The organism is Vallitalea maricola, from assembly GCF_036985595.1.
Lineage (GTDB): Bacteria > Bacillota > Clostridia > Lachnospirales > Vallitaleaceae > Vallitalea > Vallitalea maricola.
The window spans coordinates 1-16102 of sequence record NZ_BTPU01000038.1 but is presented as its reverse complement, the minus strand read 5'-3'; the positions used below and the strand labels follow the sequence as shown (position 1 = coordinate 16102).

Sequence of the window (16102 nt, the reverse complement as noted above, 5' to 3'; positions counted from 1 at the left end):
ATAAAAAAATATAATATTATGTTAGAAAAGTATTTTTTTATGCAGCTACTTAAAATTAATTATGATAAAGGCGATAGATCATCTATAACCTGTCTCAATAACTCCTTAGAAACATTTTTTTCATTTAAATCAGAACATTGTTCTAATGAATTAACAATATAACTGTGAATTTCTTGTGGTTTCTTGAATGTCACTGGTAAATAATATAATAATCGTGACATAATTGCTCGTCTGTACAATTGAGATTTATCCTTTAGATATTCATCAATACAAGAAATTAATTCCTTCTTTGTTTTTGCTAAAGTAAATTCATCTACTCTATTATCATCCTCTGTCTTGTCTATATTTTCAGGATTCATAAAATAACTTGACGTAGCTGACATATAATCTAGTTTTTGTATGTTTTTATAAGAAACAGAGAAACCATATTCTTCAATAAACTTATTATATTTAGTATTAGCTGTCTCTATTATAGGTGCATATTTTTCTATATCACCCAGATTAGTTTCTATAACACCTTCTATTCTTTCAAGTGAATTGAAAAGTTCATCGTCAACACTAATTTTTTCACCTTTGATTTTAATTATGCGAAATAATTCGTCTACTATCTGTAAATCATCATTATCAGCAAATGAACTAAACTTGTCACAATAGCTTATTTCTATTAAGTTGTTTATGATACTAGCTCCTAAAGTATATACTGAATAAATTTTTTCTATTTTATCTGCTATATCCATTTTGATATCAACAACATTATCATATTGTAGCTTTTCAATATTCTTATAATCCGTATTTCTAAGAATCTCTATACTATTCCATATGTCTTTATGAGAACCTTTATATTCTTGTCCAAGGATTGCAGTACCTTTTAACATATCAATAAAATTATTTAAGTCTGAGATGTAAGCACCTTTATATAATTCAAGTGAATTCTCTATATATTCATGGAATTTACTTTTAGTTATTCTTATAGGCAGCTGACTTAATACTAATTTTATCTTTTCATTTATTACTATATTTTCATCTGTTTCAAAGATGAACTGTAGAAGATTACCAGCGAAACTACTATCATCCTCTAAGTCATAATAGTTCTGAATGAATCTGCCTTCTATTCTATTTAGAATATATTCATATGTTTCAACTTCATCTGTATAATACGATAGTATCTCAATATTTGACTCAATCTTATTCCTCATTTTCATTAAATCTTCTCTGTCAAATACTAGACTTTCAAGATTTTCGTAGTTGACAAATATTGATATAATAGGTTCAATTATTTCCTTGGACCTACTATCTTTTAATAGGTGATTATTATTTTTTTCATCATCCAACATCTCGAGAAAAGTAATACAATTAAATAATAAATCATAAACAGCTACTTTATATTGACTAAACTGATAATTTACTGCTAACTGATCTAGTGTGCTTTCCAGATTTTTATTAGTTCTAATATTGTTTTTTATGGTACAAAAATTCATTGTTTCCATTTATCTTATCACCTTTCTCCTGTATTTATTAATAGAATATGTTATTAATATCATTATAACTGTATACACAAACATTATTCCCATGTAATTCAATAAATCAATACTATCAAATCCTGTAGTAATAATATCTGTCAGATAATTCAATGTCCAATAATTAGGAATTAAATAGCATAGACTTTTAATTCCCCCAGAAAGCAAGTCAATACTGAAAAAACTACCGCTGACAATCCCCATAATCAATATAAATATTGTAAATATCATAGTATATGTAGCAGTCTTGTCTATTACACTAGTAAAGAACATAATCAACGATGATATACTTATAACAAACATAAGTAATGCAATAAAAGTACCAAAAAATATTTTTAGATGGTTATCTATAGCATATACACTATTGATTATGGAAAAAATCATTCCTATGATACTACCTGAAACTACTAGACTCAAATAGTTCCCCAATATAATAGTTGCATTATTAGTACTTGTTATCTGTATTTTTCCCAGCATACCATTCTCTTTATCTTTGACAATGCTAATGGAAGCAAATAGTAAGAAAAAAGATGTAAAAGAAATGATTATACCTAAAATCATTTTTTTATAAATCAAATCATTATCTAAAGTCTTTGCATCAATGCTGGATTTGTCTTTATCAACAAATTCAACGTTTATATAATAATGCTTGTCATTACTATAATCTTGCATAGAAATCCCATATTCATAAGCTTCTTTTAGAATAGAATCTTTACCATCATAATCATTTTCTTCTAAAGCCCTTTCAAGTAGATTTATACTTTTGGTCAAACATAAATCCCTTAATACTTTTTCAGCAAATATGTCTCCTACGAATTTTGCAATATTACTGCCTCTTATATAATAGACATCAATGATCTCATCATATTTCTCATTGATAATATTGTCTTTCAGACCTTTTTTTAATATGTATACAGCTTCAATCTGTCCATCTTTCAGTTTGCCCATTGCTTCAGTTTCAGTACTATGGAAAACACGCAGAGTCTTATCATTATCCAGATTATCCAATATATTCTTAGACATGTCAGTATCATCCTTGTCCACTATGGCTACGGGTATACTACTGCTCTCTTCAGCATTATGATACAAAGTACCAACAAGCATACCAAATAAGCTTATCATTATAATTAATAATATGATAATCATTTTACTTTTAAACAATAACTTTAATCTGCTTTGCAATATATTAAACAACCTGTTCATAGTATCACCATATTCTATACTTTATTTCTTTTTGGTACATTAGTTGTTATTCTTGTATCTTAAAAAAGATAAGTATGTAAGCAATATACTCATGGAAATGAACACACCCATAATAATAATACCATACATATGTTTATATCCACTATCTAGATATAACATCCCTTTAATCATCCAATAATTAGGAGTAATCACAGCTATTTTTCTAAGTACATCAGGCATGTAATGTATCGGAATTATACTGCCGCCTATAATGGCATTAATGAAAATATATATATTACTGACTAATATTACATTCTCATCTCTTTTGAACAAGCTGGAAATAAACATAGCAAAACTCACTGCAAACAATATGCAGCTTATAATATATAAAACTATATATCCTAAATTATTATGAATGGTTAGATTGGTAGTAATTGATATCATTAAAAACCATACTATTACAATAATAAAAATAAAAACCGTAGAGCTTAGTAATTTACTTAATAGGTATCTAAAAATTGATATCCTAGCTACTTTCAATCTTTTGAAGCACATATGCTCTCTTTCTCTAAGTAAATCTATAGCTGTAAATATAGACATGTACATTAAGAACATCATTACTATTGCAATAAAAAAGTAATTAACTGATGTGGTAGAAGGAATATTGACTAATCCATTATATCTAAAGAATCTATTTCTTCCTACAGAAGTCATAACTAATTCATAGGAGATTTCATTGTTATACAATGAAATCTCCTCATTAGTCATAGACAGTTCTTCCATTTTATCATATAGTACTTCTACTCCTACTTGAACAGAAGTAATAAAATTTTCATAGCTTTCCATAACATTTTTAAACAAAATTGCTTTCATAGGATCCTCATAAGCAATTTTGACCTGTACCGGGTCTTCTTCAAATCTCATCAGACTATCAGCAAAATCTTTGGGAACTTCAACTAATGCATCGTATTCTCCTTGTTCAAAAGCTTCTCTCAGCTCATTATTTCCAACGTTTATATTGATAAAGTCAGTAAATGACTCATTACCTTTATAAGCTTCAATAAGAGCTGAACTATACAAGCTTTTATCATTATCAATTATACCTATGCTAATAGGTTTAACAAATGATTTTTCTACTTGGCTATTGGTAAAGAACAAGAAAACAAATACAAACATAGCTATTGGCAGAACAAACAATAAAACATTTCGTTTTTTTTCTCTTATCAACTCTTTGAAATTTTTATTAAATAGTCCCCAAAAAGTCATTATCATTTTAGTACATTTGACCTCCACTAAATTGTCCTAGTAATTGACTTAAGAATGGGTTAGTCATTACCTTACCCATTATTGTGCTTTGCATTTCAACAATTAACTCTTCTATCTGTTGTTGATTAAGTTCTATAGGATTAACACCTGCTGATTTGTCAATACCATTAAACTTAAGTTTCTTATTTATTGAATTGATTACATATTCAAATTTTACTCCCATTTTCATATTCGCACTAGTATCACTAATTTCTTCTATGAAATCAACTTTTCTTATTGTATTGTTTTTATCAACAAAAACATCTGCCTTAATATTAATTCCTGCTTCCATTAAATCTGGTAAGGTATTAATATCAAATTCTTCTTCTGCCATTTTCTCCAAGATTGATTTACCGTCTAATTCATCTAACATATCTTCGTAATTATTCTTGAATTCTTCGATACCATTTTTGAATTCTTCCTCAGTAATATCAAAATATGTATAATCTTCATTTGCAATAATTTTTTCTGAAACTTTATCAACAACTTCATAAATAAATGCTTTTGCATCTTCATCAGTTACCATTTCATCCATTATCTTAAAAACAAATTCCATCATTTTAGCATAATCCAATTGTAATGGATATTTATCACAACTAATATTTTGGTCACCGACTCTTACTGATTCTTTAGTTACATTTCCTAATATTTCTTTAACGAATTCACTAGCTAATTCATTGTACTTACTTTTATCAATATTTTTAGCTAATGGATAATTATCTTTGTCTAATAGTTCTAGATAATCTTTCCAATTAATACTAATGTCTGTTTCATCTTTTATCTTGTTGAATAGACTGTCCCATGTAACGTAGAAAGTCTTATCATATATGAAAGGTATATTTATTCCAGCTAATTCTTTATCAATATAGAAATCAGCAGTCATTAGTTTATTATTTTGCATATTAATGTTAATGTCACCTTCCATAATATGCTCTTTTCTATCCATTTTTGTATTTACATCAAAACTAAAATCTTTAATGATATTTGCAACAAGTGCTCCTTGTGGATCACTATCGTCCATACCTTGAATATCTAAATCAGTAAATGAAAAATTATAAGTCGCGTCTATAGTATTAGCGTTTAATAATTTTTCAAAAGCATCTACTAATTTCTCTTCTTGGCTTTTTTTATTAAATATATCTTTTCCAAATATTAATACTGTAGCAAAAGCTAAAACTGCAACTATAAGTCCAACAGCTACTCCAGCAATTACTTTATTTCCTTTTCCTTTATTACCTATATTATTACTATCGTCTTCCTTAATAACGTTAACTTCTTCTGTTCCTTCTTCAACAACTTCGTAAATGCCATCATCCATTACGTTATTATCGGTAAAATCATTATTAACATCCGATTTTTCTACAGTACTATTTTGTATAGTCTTATCGTCAGTTTGATTAAGTTGCTTGTCGTCATTTTCCATAGATAAATTCTCCTCATTAATTATTTCTGGTTCAGTATTATCCGTAAATTTATATCCACAGATACCACAAAACGTAGATTCTTCTAAGCATTCACCATTACATTTTGGACATTTCTTCATAATTCCCTCCTCAGTTTATATTAATATTCTTATTACTTTTATTTTATTTACTATATTTAAAATAATGAATAAAAATAGGAAACTATTTCAGATGCAATGTTAATTCTAACTACTGTCATCGTTAAATAATTATGACATAAAACAAGAATATTTTCAATATAATTTTGTTTCCTTTTTATATAAAAAGAACATTCCATGTATTTATAATGATACCTTGGAATGTTCTTCACATTTCATTTATAGAACTCTTCAACATATATCCCAAATCAAGTTTACTCTTTAAAGTTATCCATTATTCCTTTAAATACATCTTTCAAACTAGTTGATATCTCTGAGTCATCATTAAATTTATTGAATTCTTCTTTATTAACATCGTCTTTAGCTTCTTTTATACTAAGTTTTATTTTTTTGCCTTTTTGATCTATACCTAGTAATTTTACAGTAACTTTATCGCCGATTTCTAGAACATCTTCTGGTTTTTCTATTCTTTTGTCAGCTATCTCTGATATATGAACTAGTCCTTCAATACCGCCTTCTAACATTACAAATGCTCCAAAACTTAATAATCTTACAACAGTACCTTCATAGATAGTGCCTTCAGAATATTTTTCTTTTATATTAAGCCATGGGTCATCATTAACATTTTTTAGTCCTAGTGAGATTCTTTCTCTTTCCTTATCAACATTAAGTACATATACTTCGACATTGTCCCCTACATTAACTACTTCTGAAGGGTGTTTAACTCTCTTCCATGACAAATCATTAATATGTACAAGTCCATCGATACCGCCTATATCAACGAAAGCTCCAAAATTAGTGATTCTCTTAACTACACCAGACATTCTATCATTTTTATTAATATTTTGAAGTAATTTATGCTTTTTCTTTTCCAATTCTTCTTTTTCAAGTTCTTTTCTTGATAAAACAACATTTTTCTTTTCTACATCTAAGTCAATTACTCTTGCTTTTAGTTCTTTACCTACAAACTCATTCAAGTCTTCTACATAATTAACTGATAATCTAGAACCAGGCATAAAAGCTCTTATACCTTTTATAACGCACTTGATTCCACCTTTAACTGCTTCTTTTGCGATTACCTTTACTGTAGTTTTATTCTCAAAGGCTTCTTTCAATTCATCCCAAACTATTATTTGTTCAGCTTTTTTAATAGAAAGCAGTACATTTCCTTCACCATCATGTAAATCAGTGACTTGTGCTTTGATTATGTCATTTTCCTTATACAAGTCTTTTAGACTTACATTTTCATCATGTATTATTTCTTGAACAGGTATAATACCATCAGAAATATATCCTATGTTAACAAGTATTTCTGTATCAGTTACAGATAACACTTTACCTTCAACAATATCACCTTCTGAAAGTTTTACAAAAGTATTATCAATCTCCTCAGCGTAGTCTTCCATTGAAGGTGTATTCTCTACTTCTGTTTCTTTGATTTCTTCTTTAACTTCTTCTTTATCCACAGCATCTACGATTTCTGCTGGAGACTTCTCAGTAAATTTTTCGTCCATTTTTACTTCTCCTTTCTAATAACTTAACTTTCGTAGCAACAAAGATGCTACGAAAGTTATCTTATAAATATACCTTATTATATAATACATTAAAATTACAATATTGAAAAGGTTTTTTGTATACAAATTACTAATCAATTATGTTTTTTGCTTTTTTATTACCTGTCTTAGCTTTTCCTTGTATTTCTTGTACAATTCTCATGTCATTTTTAGGGAATCTATGTTTTCTATTACTTTCAGTCCCATGTGGTTCTTCTGGATTAGGTCTTTTCATACCAGCTTTTGCCATCTTATTAATACCTCCTAGTTTTAAATTGTTTACACCTATTATAGTATGTAAACTTCAAAATATTATTAGTTCAAAAAAAACAAAATAAAGATGAATATTTTCATAAATTTGTATAATAATAAATATACAATCAAATTTTTATAGGAGGTTATTATGACAACAAAAGAATTATCTTATATTGACGATGTTTTAACACAAACAAAAACATTAATTAAAAAATACCAAGATTATAGTACTCAAGTACAAGATCAAAGTCTTAAGAATTTATGTAATCAAATGGCTACTAAGCATATGGATTGTTATAACGGTATATATAATCAATTAAATAGTTAACTAAGGAGGTTTTTTTATGCGTAAAGACGAAGATTTATTAAATGATTGTTTAGTTTCAGAAAAACAACTATGCTCAACATTATCAACAGCTGTTACAGAAGCTGCTACCCCTAATGTTAGACAAGAATTTGAAAACGCATTGAATAATTCATTCTGTACTCAAGACAATGTGTATAAAGAAATGGCTACTAAGGGATGGTATAAGACTGAAGCAGCACAACAAAATAAAGTATCAGAAGCTAAAACAAAATTTGCTAATAAACCACAATAATAATTAATGGGGCTGTCTTACAGCCCCTATTTTAAAACTTAAATTTTGATAATGAATCTGCAAAAGCATTATTCAATGGTTTCTCAGCATCTTTTTTCATCTTGTTCATATAATTCTTTACTTGTTTTTTATTCATTTGATTAGATTTGGATTCTTTTCTCTTGTTCCATGAATTCAGCTTTTCTTTGAAACCGCAATTATTGCATATGAACATTTTTTTGTCTCCTTCGCCAACCATTATCATTTTCTTATGGCACTCGGGACATCTTGCATTAGTTGCTCTATTAAGCATTCTCTTATAGCCACATTCTCTATCTTTACAGACTAGCATCTCACCTTTTTTATTATTTACTTTTAATAAATTACTACCACAATCTGGGCATTTTTCACCAGTAATATTATCATGTTTAAAAGTTACATTATCTTTTTTAACTTTCTCTACAAGTTCTTTTGTATAGTTTTTTATATTTTCGGTGAACCTAGATTCTTTTACATTACCTTTACTAATACCAGTCAATTCCATTTCCCATTTTGCAGTGAGTATAGGTGATTTTATATCTTCTGGTACTAATTCTACCAATTGTTTGCCTTTGGAGGTAGGATGTATTTTACCATCTTTATTTTCTATATAATAGGTATTATATAGTTTCTCAATGATATCTGCCCTTGTTGCTACAGTACCTATTCCCCCCACACTTGATAGAGTTTCTTTCATTTTATTTTCTTTAACAAAACGCTTAGGATTTTCCATGTCAGCTAATAGTAAAGCTTCAGTATATCTTGAAGGTGGTTTTGTTGAACCTTCGTTATAAAAAACTTTATCTATTTTCACTTTGTCATTTTTTTTAAATTTTATCTGTTCATTTTTAATCTCTTCATTATTGGAACCTATCTGTTTCCATCCTTGATTAATAATATTTTTGTAAGTTACATTGAATAATTCATCTTTTACACTAAGTCTTACTTTTATTTCTTTATATTCACATGGCTTAGAAAGAACTTCTAAAAACCTTTTTACTATAAGATCATATATTTTTCTTTCATCTGATGATAGGTCATTTAGAAATACTGTTTGTTCTGTAGGAATAATAGCATGGTGGTCAGTTACTTTTTTATCATCTACGAATCTACTGGAAACATTTAATTTCGTTCTAAGTAATGTTCTCGCAAAGCCTTTATATGAACTGGATGTTATAGTTTCTAATCTTTCTTTTAATGTAGGCACTATATCTTTGGATATATACTTAGAATCAGTCCTTGGATAAGTAACCGCTTTATGGTGCTCATATAATTGCTGCATTATTTGTAAGGTTCTCTTTGCAGAAAAACCATATTTATTATTTGCATCAATTTGTAGTGTTGTTAAATCATAAGCATAAGGAGCATTTATTTTCTTAACCTTTTCTTCTACACTCTTTACAACACCATCTTCATTTTTTAGTTTCTCCAATATGCTATCTCTTTTTTCTTTGTTGAATATTCTTGAGATACCTTCATTAGCCAATAGGTTAAATTCAACATTTTTCGCTGAACACTTTATTTCCCAGAATTTTGCTGGAACAAATTTATTTATTTCTTCTTCTCTTTGAACTATCATATTAAGAGTTGGTGTCTGAACTCTACCAGCTGATAATTGCACATTATGTTTGCAAGTTAATGCTCTAGTCAAATTAAGTCCAACATACCAATCTGCTTTTGACCTTGCAAATGCTGACCTATATAGGTTCCAATATGCCTTTCCTTCTTTCAAGTTTTTAAATCCATCTTTTATTGCTTTATCTGTTTGTGATGAAATCCATAATCTTTTTATAGGTTTTTTAACTCTTACTTTCTCTATAATCCATCTTGCTACAAGTTCACCTTCTCTTCCAGCATCTGTTGCAATTACAATTTCTGTTATATCTTTGCTGTTCATGAGATTCTTAACAACACCAAATTGTCTGGAAGTTTTTTTGATAACTACTAATTTCATCTTTTCTGGAAGCATGGGCAAGTCATTCATATTCCAACTCTTGTATCTTTCATGGTAACTTTCTGGGTTAGCTAAAGTAACTAAATGTCCAAGTGCCCAAGTCACCACATATTTATCTCCATATAATGCTCCATCTGATTTTCTCTTACATGAAAGAACCCTTCCGATTTCTCTACCAACAGAAGGTTTCTCAGCTAATACTAACGTTTTACCCATTTCTTATCCATCCTTTTTTATATCTCATCTATTTGCCAATCTATTTCTTCTTTATTAATACTTTTCAAAAAATCATTTGCCTTGGAAAATGGTTTACTGCCAAAAAAGCCCCTGCTTGCTGATAATGGACTTGGATGAACAGATTTTATTATATAATGTCTATCACCCGTAATAAGTTTTTCCTTAGAAATTGCATAGTTCCCCCATAAAATAAAAACAACAGGGTCCTCTCGTTCATTTAGGAGAGATATTATTTTATCAGTAAAAATCTGCCACCCTATTTTACTGTGAGAAGAAGGCTTGGAAGCTCTTACTGTCAATGATGCATTCAGTAATAGTATACCTTGCTTAGCCCACTTGGTGAGATTACCATGACTTGGTATTTTACAGCCCAAATCATTATTTAGTTCTTTATATATGTTTACTAGAGAGGGTGGTATCCTCACTCCTTTTTTCACTGAAAAACTCAACCCATGTGCTTGATTAGGTCCATGATAAGGATCTTGACCTAATATAACAACTTTGACATCTTCATAGGATGTGTAATGCAATGCATTAAATATATCATACATGTCAGGATATATAATGTAATTACTATATTCATTTTTTAACTGATGTCGTAATTTTTTATAATATTCTTTATCAAATTCATCATCTAGAAGTTGTTGCCAATCATTCTCGAATATTTTTTTCATCTAATTCCATCCCCTTTTATTTTTACTTAGCCAATCTTACAAAATCTGAACCTGATGGATTTTGATATACTTTCAAATCAAACTCACTAATTATTGCGAACAGATGGTCAAAAATATCTGCCATGATTCCTTCGTAGTTAGCCCATGCTGTATCATTAGTGAAACAATATATTTCTATTGGTAATCCTGTATCCGTAGGAGCTAATTGTCTTACTAGTAGGGTAAAATCATTATGAATATTAGGATTTCTCTTAAGATACTCTATCACATAGGCTCTAAATGAACCAATATTAGTAAGCTTCCTGCCATTAACATTATTAACCATGTTACAACTCTTATTATAAGTATTAATATCACATTGTTTACTAGTCAAATAATCTTTTAATATGTCCACTTCCATTAAATGATCATATAGTTTATCATCAAGAAATCTAATAGTATTTATGTCTATATGGATTGCTCTCTTTATTCTTCTTCCACCAGCGTCTGTCATTCCTCTCCAATTCTTGAATGATTCATCTATAAACTTATATGCAGGAACGTTGACTAAGGTTTTATCCCAATTTTCCACAGTTATATTAGTTAATGATATATCGACTACTTCACCATCTGCGCCAAATTGGTGCATTTCTATCCAATCACCAATTTTTAATAAATTATTAGTTGATAATTGAATTCCTGCAACAAGACCTAAAATGGAATCCCTGAATATTAGAATAATAATAGCTGACATTCCACCAAGCCCACTTAACATAGCCCAAGCTGCCGAATCACTTGTGAATATTGCAACAATGAATACAACAGCAAATACACATATTATAATTTTGATAACCTGTATAATACCTTTGATTGGCCTACTCTTTGAAAACTCTTTAGTTCTATATATTTGTTGTATTGAATCTAATATCTTAAATAAAGTTAAAGTAAGTATAAGCAGAATATATGCATATACAATACTCTGTATTATCTCCCTTGATTCAAACGAATTAGAGAATATATATATTATAATGGCTGGAGCTATATGTGATATATTATGAAATACTTTTTTCTCATATAATATTTCATCAAAGACATTATCTGTTTTATTAACTATTTTCTGGATAATATTAAGTATAATATATTTGGTTATTTTCTGGACTATAATACAAATCAATATAATTATCATTATAGATATAGCAATACTTACCCATTGATTATATATATCATATCTCTCTAACAACATACCAATACGATTTACCATTCTTATTTACCTCTCTAATCTTCATTGTATTTTCATAATAAAGTGTGCATTTCTTTCTAACAATCAGCCTGTAAATCATTATTTATATATCTTAATCATGCTATTTTTCTATAGCATAAAAATTATAGCATATAAATAAAAATTTTTCTATTTTATTTTTCACACATTAGGACACCTAGACATACTATATACTAGGACAAGATAATAAAAGGAGGTTAGAATAAATGGCTGACGGTTATGGTTTCCATCATGATCTTGGTAGATTAATAGGTCAAACAGTTACTATTTTTACAACAAGCGGAGGCGCATCAGGTTGTGGTTTTACTGGTATAGTTCTTGCTTGTACAGAGTGTTTTATTAAGTTATTAACTTGCCCAGGTGGAGCTCCTACTTATCCAATCCAAGGACCATGTGCAGCATGTTGTGGTCAAGGATGTAATACATGTAAATCTGGTTATGGTAGCTATGGTAGCGGTAGTGGTTGCGGCGGCGGTTGCGGTGGCGGTTGCTGTGGTTTCGGTTACAATGGATATGGTAATTACAACTATTTAGGTTCTGTTACTTTAATACCTTGTGATAAGATTGCATCTTTCGTACAAAACGCTGTTCAATAGCAATAAAAAAGCAGGGATATCCCTGCTTTCTTCATATAATCTCACTAATATAAATATATAATGAGTATATACAACTTCCTATCAGTAATAATTATACTAATATTCTAATATAATTAATCACATAGATTTCTCTATATAATTTTCAATAGAGTACATTACGGTGATTAATATGGTTGATAATATATTCTCAGATAACTTGAAAAAGTTCCTTTATAAGACAGTTACGATTCACACTGTTGGGTGTAATGATAATAGCGTTGATTTTACTGGAACACTTGCAGCAATCCACGAAGATTACGTTACATTAATTCTAACGCTAGGGGTAATAAAAAAGCATGACGAATCACCAAAAAATATGATTAATTTCAATAGAACCTTTAATAACTCTCCCCCTTGTTTATATAAACCTGGATCTATTGCCGATATTCCTATTTCCAAAATAGCAGCAATAATTCATTATCCAGTATAATCAACGTATCCTTACCCCATATATTTATTTTTTATCTATAATTTCTCTTTCATTTTTCTTTAATTTACTATAGACAAGCATATATGATTTGTCAATCAATTCCTTAATCATGGAATCAGGTAAACTACCATCTATAATAATTGTATTCCAATGTTTTTTATTCATATGATATCCTGGTATAATAGCTTCAAAATTATCTCTAAGGTAAAGAGCCTCGCTAGGGTCATTTTTCAAGTTAACTCTAAGTTCATCATTACCACTGTTGAAAAGACCAAACATCTTGTTACATATCTTAAATACTGGTACATCGTCCCCGAAAGGATAATCTTCATAAGCACCTGGTTTACTTAGTATATATTTTTTCACTTCATCACGAGTTAACATATTATTCCTCCATATCGTTTTATCTTTTACTCGATGTCTCTTACCATATCTTTTACATATTTCCTATTCATAGTCTTCTTTTTCTTCCTATTTTCTTTTGTTTCAAATATGATATCCATGTCATAATCTTCTGGATATAGATCTTTACTATCTAAGAAAGGTGATAATCTTTTAAACTGAACCAACATCTTTTTATTCCTTACCATTACTCCAACTTCACCTTTTTTATTCAGCTTCTCATACACTACTCCTTTTTGCTTAACAGTATGGACATAGACTACATCTCCAATATTATATTCTACTATTGATTTCTTAGTTTCCTCAATCTGTTTATGTCTATCTAAGGATTTTGGACGTTTAACTTTTGTATAGTAATTTACTTTTAATTTTTCCTTGTTGGTTTGCCCACTGGATAGTAATGATTTGTAATTCTTTTCTTCATTATAAGTTATTTTATGTGCTCTTTCAATGACATCTGTTTTCATACCTAATCTAAGGGCTATTATAAAAGCATTACTTTCTCCAGCTTCGCCTATTACTAATTTGTACATAGGTTTTAATGTAGCTATATCAAATGTCATTCTTCCATTGTTGAATCCTTTATGCTCTGTTGCAAATGTTTTAACTTTGCTATAGTGGGATGTAGCTATTATTGTTGATCCTCTATCATATAATTCCTCTAGAACAGATACTGCTAACCCTTCTCCTTCAGCTGGGTCTGTTCCTGCACCTAACTCATCTAGGATTATTAATGTGTATTTAGTAGCAGCCTTCATAATCTCTATTATATTCTTAACATGTGCTGAAAAGGTGCTGAGGGATTGTTCTATGCTTTGACCATCACCAATATCAACTAATATATCACTATATATAGAGAATTCACTTCCCTCTTGGACTGGAACATGTAATCCAGATTGTATCATTGCTGTAAATAATCCTATAGTCTTAAGAGCTACAGTTTTACCTCCTGTGTTAGGTCCTGTTATCACTAATGCACTATAGTCATTACCTACTTCAAAATCTAGTGGAACTACATCATTCCCAAGCATTGGATGTTTACCACCATTAATCTTGATATAACCGTCAAAATTAACTTCTGCACTTCTTCCATTGATACTTTTACTGTATTTGCCTTTTGCAAATACATAATCATAATAAGCCATGGTTTCTATATTAATGTTTAGTTCTCTGCTATAGGATTCAACCATATAAGTCAAGTATAATAGAATCTGATATTCTTCCTTTTCCTCATCTATTTTTAGTAAATCCAGTTCACTTTGTAATTTTCTTACTGCCTGAGGTTCTATAAACAATGTGGAACCTGTTGAGGATTTATCTATTACACTACCCGCTATATTATTTCTATATTCGCTTTTTACAGCTATAACATGTCTTCCGTTTTTAATACTTACTATATTTTCTTGTAGATATTTTCTATTAGCTGGTGATTTTATTATGTCATCTAATTTCACCTTCACTCTATTTTCTGCAATATATATTTTTTTCCTTATCTTTTCTAGTTGTGTACTAGCTTTATCTACAACGTGACAATTATCTATACATTTATCTATTTCCTCAATAACATCACTTAGTTCAAACATAGAAAAAGCATAATTACTGATTGTAGGTGCTATATATTTCCTTTCTTCCATGAATCTTTTTAACTTTTTGGTACTACGCAACAATCCTAAGATACTTTGTAAGTCTTCTGGATTAAGAGCTGTTCCTTTTCCCAATTTTTCTATAACATTTTCAATTCCTACTAGATTTTGAATAGGTACTGCTGAACTTTTATCCATTATACTTCTTGCTTCTGTTGTTTCAATTAATTGATTTTTGACCCTGTCTATATCATCACTGGGTTTTAAATCATCAATCAACTTCTTACCTAATTCTGATACTGCTAGATTTCTTACATTATCCTTGATTTTATTATATTCTAATAGCTCTAAAGCTTTTATATTCAACGGTATTACCTCCATTTGTCTATATTAAAGTTTATTATTGATTCAAAGTTCCATAAAATAGAATATTATTATTTTCAAATTAAAAAAGCTGAAAATGAACATAATCATTTTCAGCCATAATTACACAAATATTTTATATATGAAACGTATATAAATATGATAATTACAGTATATAAATGTTCTATTAAAAAATCTAATAATAAGTACACTTATTAAACCTATCATGTAGGTATAATCAGTACTTACTAAGGCATATCAAAAAAGCATAATAATTCTACCAAAAAGTAAGATTATTATAATTTTATCATGCCGCTATTAAATTAGATTAGTTAAAGAACACCTTCGCCATAAACGTACCTCTCACATTCATATACTTAAATTATCTAATTTCATATTACTAGATAATTCGGTCTTTGTCAACGGATAATTGTTGTGACAAACTTACAACATATTAAAAATATAAAAACAGCCAATAGTTTGCTAATAAAGAAGAAAAAGTGTTTTGTGATAACATCCAAGATTATTCAGGGCAAAATAGTATATGTATATGTGGAGTAGTGAGGCAGGACGCCG

The 16102-nt window shown here is 29.0% G+C and carries 15 protein-coding genes; 4 read left to right on the top strand and 11 right to left on the bottom strand.

The annotated features are described in order from the left end of the window. Positions 1-59: 59 nt before the first annotated feature. The 6 genes from AACQ14_RS13030 to AACQ14_RS13005 all read right to left on the bottom strand — a co-directional run bounded on the left by AACQ14_RS13030 (position 60) and on the right by AACQ14_RS13005 (position 7368). Complete coding sequence (locus AACQ14_RS13030; RefSeq protein WP_339364016.1) at positions 60-1487, bottom strand: hypothetical protein; 1428 nt, start codon at positions 1485-1487, stop codon at positions 60-62. Continuing rightward, positions 1488-2720 (bottom strand): ABC transporter permease, encoded by a 1233-nt coding sequence (locus AACQ14_RS13025; protein ID WP_339364015.1) that lies wholly within the window; start codon positions 2718-2720, stop codon positions 1488-1490. It lies immediately after the preceding gene. Between the two features lie 39 nt (positions 2721-2759). Beyond that, positions 2760-3971: an ABC transporter permease gene (locus tag AACQ14_RS13020; RefSeq protein ID WP_339364014.1), complete on the bottom strand. Its 1212-nt coding sequence runs from the start codon at positions 3969-3971 to the stop codon at positions 2760-2762. A gap of 1 nt (position 3972) precedes the next feature. Continuing rightward, positions 3973-5547, bottom strand: a complete 1575-nt coding sequence (locus AACQ14_RS13015) for a hypothetical protein (protein ID WP_339364013.1) — start codon at positions 5545-5547, stop codon at positions 3973-3975. Positions 5548-5819: 272 nt separating this feature from the next. Further along, entirely contained in the window at positions 5820-7079 is a 1260-nt protein-coding gene (rpsA, locus tag AACQ14_RS13010; protein ID WP_339364012.1) for a 30S ribosomal protein S1, read from the bottom strand. A 130-nt stretch (positions 7080-7209) separates the two neighbouring features. After that, entirely contained in the window at positions 7210-7368 is a 159-nt protein-coding gene (locus AACQ14_RS13005) for a hypothetical protein (RefSeq protein ID WP_339364011.1), read from the bottom strand. Positions 7369-7521: 153 nt separating this feature from the next. Here AACQ14_RS13005 and AACQ14_RS13000 point away from each other — a divergent pair, with 153 nt between their 5' ends. Both AACQ14_RS13000 and AACQ14_RS12995 read left to right on the top strand, forming a co-directional pair. Beyond that, a complete protein-coding gene (locus AACQ14_RS13000; RefSeq protein ID WP_339364010.1) occupies positions 7522-7701 on the top strand; it encodes a hypothetical protein in 180 nt (59 codons plus the stop codon). 16 nt (positions 7702-7717) lie between these two features. Next, positions 7718-7972, top strand: a complete 255-nt coding sequence (locus tag AACQ14_RS12995) for a spore coat protein (protein ID WP_339364009.1) — start codon at positions 7718-7720, stop codon at positions 7970-7972. A gap of 31 nt (positions 7973-8003) precedes the next feature. On the opposite strand, the gene AACQ14_RS12990 is transcribed toward AACQ14_RS12995, so the two are convergent. From AACQ14_RS12990 to AACQ14_RS12980, 3 genes are read right to left on the bottom strand one after another with little or no spacing between them, the layout of a single operon-like run. Then, positions 8004-10160, bottom strand: coding sequence for a DNA topoisomerase III (locus AACQ14_RS12990; protein ID WP_339364008.1), 2157 nt, complete (start codon positions 10158-10160; stop codon positions 8004-8006). Between the two features lie 17 nt (positions 10161-10177). Continuing rightward, the gene (locus AACQ14_RS12985; RefSeq protein ID WP_339364007.1) at positions 10178-10855 is read right to left on the bottom strand and encodes a uracil-DNA glycosylase; all 678 of its coding nucleotides are present in this window, start codon (positions 10853-10855) and stop codon (positions 10178-10180) included. Between the two features lie 22 nt (positions 10856-10877). Then, entirely contained in the window at positions 10878-12095 is a 1218-nt protein-coding gene (locus AACQ14_RS12980; protein ID WP_339364006.1) for a mechanosensitive ion channel family protein, read from the bottom strand. Positions 12096-12319: 224 nt separating this feature from the next. Here AACQ14_RS12980 and AACQ14_RS12975 point away from each other — a divergent pair, with 224 nt between their 5' ends. Continuing rightward, positions 12320-12709 (top strand): hypothetical protein, encoded by a 390-nt coding sequence (locus tag AACQ14_RS12975; protein ID WP_339364005.1) that lies wholly within the window; start codon positions 12320-12322, stop codon positions 12707-12709. A gap of 160 nt (positions 12710-12869) precedes the next feature. Next, on the top strand, positions 12870-13178 hold the full coding sequence (locus tag AACQ14_RS12970; RefSeq protein ID WP_339364004.1) for a hypothetical protein: 309 nt from the start codon (positions 12870-12872) through the stop codon (positions 13176-13178). A gap of 24 nt (positions 13179-13202) precedes the next feature. Here AACQ14_RS12970 and AACQ14_RS12965 read toward each other — a convergent pair whose 3' ends face one another. Together AACQ14_RS12965 and AACQ14_RS12960 are read right to left on the bottom strand one after the other, a co-directional pair. Beyond that, the gene (locus AACQ14_RS12965) at positions 13203-13562 is read right to left on the bottom strand and encodes an MmcQ/YjbR family DNA-binding protein (protein WP_339364003.1); all 360 of its coding nucleotides are present in this window, start codon (positions 13560-13562) and stop codon (positions 13203-13205) included. Between the two features lie 26 nt (positions 13563-13588). Further along, positions 13589-15529, bottom strand: coding sequence for an endonuclease MutS2 (locus tag AACQ14_RS12960; RefSeq protein WP_339364001.1), 1941 nt, complete (start codon positions 15527-15529; stop codon positions 13589-13591). Positions 15530-16102: the final 573 nt, after the last annotated feature.

Excerpts from the sequence above, each read along its gene's own strand:
- rpsA (WP_339364012.1), bottom strand. The coding sequence starts at position 7,079 with ATGGACGAAAAATTTACTGAGAAGTCTCCAGCAGAAATCGTAGATGCT.
- AACQ14_RS12965 (WP_339364003.1), bottom strand. The coding sequence starts at position 13,562 with ATGTTAACTCGTGATGAAGTGAAAAAATATATACTAAGTAAACCAGGT.
- AACQ14_RS13000 (WP_339364010.1), top strand. The coding sequence starts at position 7,522 with ATGACAACAAAAGAATTATCTTATATTGACGATGTTTTAACACAAACA.
- AACQ14_RS12995 (WP_339364009.1), top strand. The coding sequence starts at position 7,718 with ATGCGTAAAGACGAAGATTTATTAAATGATTGTTTAGTTTCAGAAAAA.
- AACQ14_RS12975 (WP_339364005.1), top strand. The coding sequence starts at position 12,320 with ATGGCTGACGGTTATGGTTTCCATCATGATCTTGGTAGATTAATAGGT.
- AACQ14_RS13020 (WP_339364014.1), bottom strand. The coding sequence starts at position 3,971 with ATGATAATGACTTTTTGGGGACTATTTAATAAAAATTTCAAAGAGTTG.
- AACQ14_RS13015 (WP_339364013.1), bottom strand. The coding sequence starts at position 5,547 with ATGAAGAAATGTCCAAAATGTAATGGTGAATGCTTAGAAGAATCTACG.
- AACQ14_RS13030 (WP_339364016.1), bottom strand. The coding sequence starts at position 1,487 with ATGGAAACAATGAATTTTTGTACCATAAAAAACAATATTAGAACTAAT.
- AACQ14_RS12980 (WP_339364006.1), bottom strand. The coding sequence starts at position 12,095 with ATGGTAAATCGTATTGGTATGTTGTTAGAGAGATATGATATATATAAT.
- AACQ14_RS13005 (WP_339364011.1), bottom strand. The coding sequence starts at position 7,368 with ATGGCAAAAGCTGGTATGAAAAGACCTAATCCAGAAGAACCACATGGG.
- AACQ14_RS13025 (WP_339364015.1), bottom strand. The coding sequence starts at position 2,720 with ATGAACAGGTTGTTTAATATATTGCAAAGCAGATTAAAGTTATTGTTT.
- AACQ14_RS12985 (WP_339364007.1), bottom strand. The coding sequence starts at position 10,855 with ATGAAAAAAATATTCGAGAATGATTGGCAACAACTTCTAGATGATGAA.
- AACQ14_RS12990 (WP_339364008.1), bottom strand. The coding sequence starts at position 10,160 with ATGGGTAAAACGTTAGTATTAGCTGAGAAACCTTCTGTTGGTAGAGAA.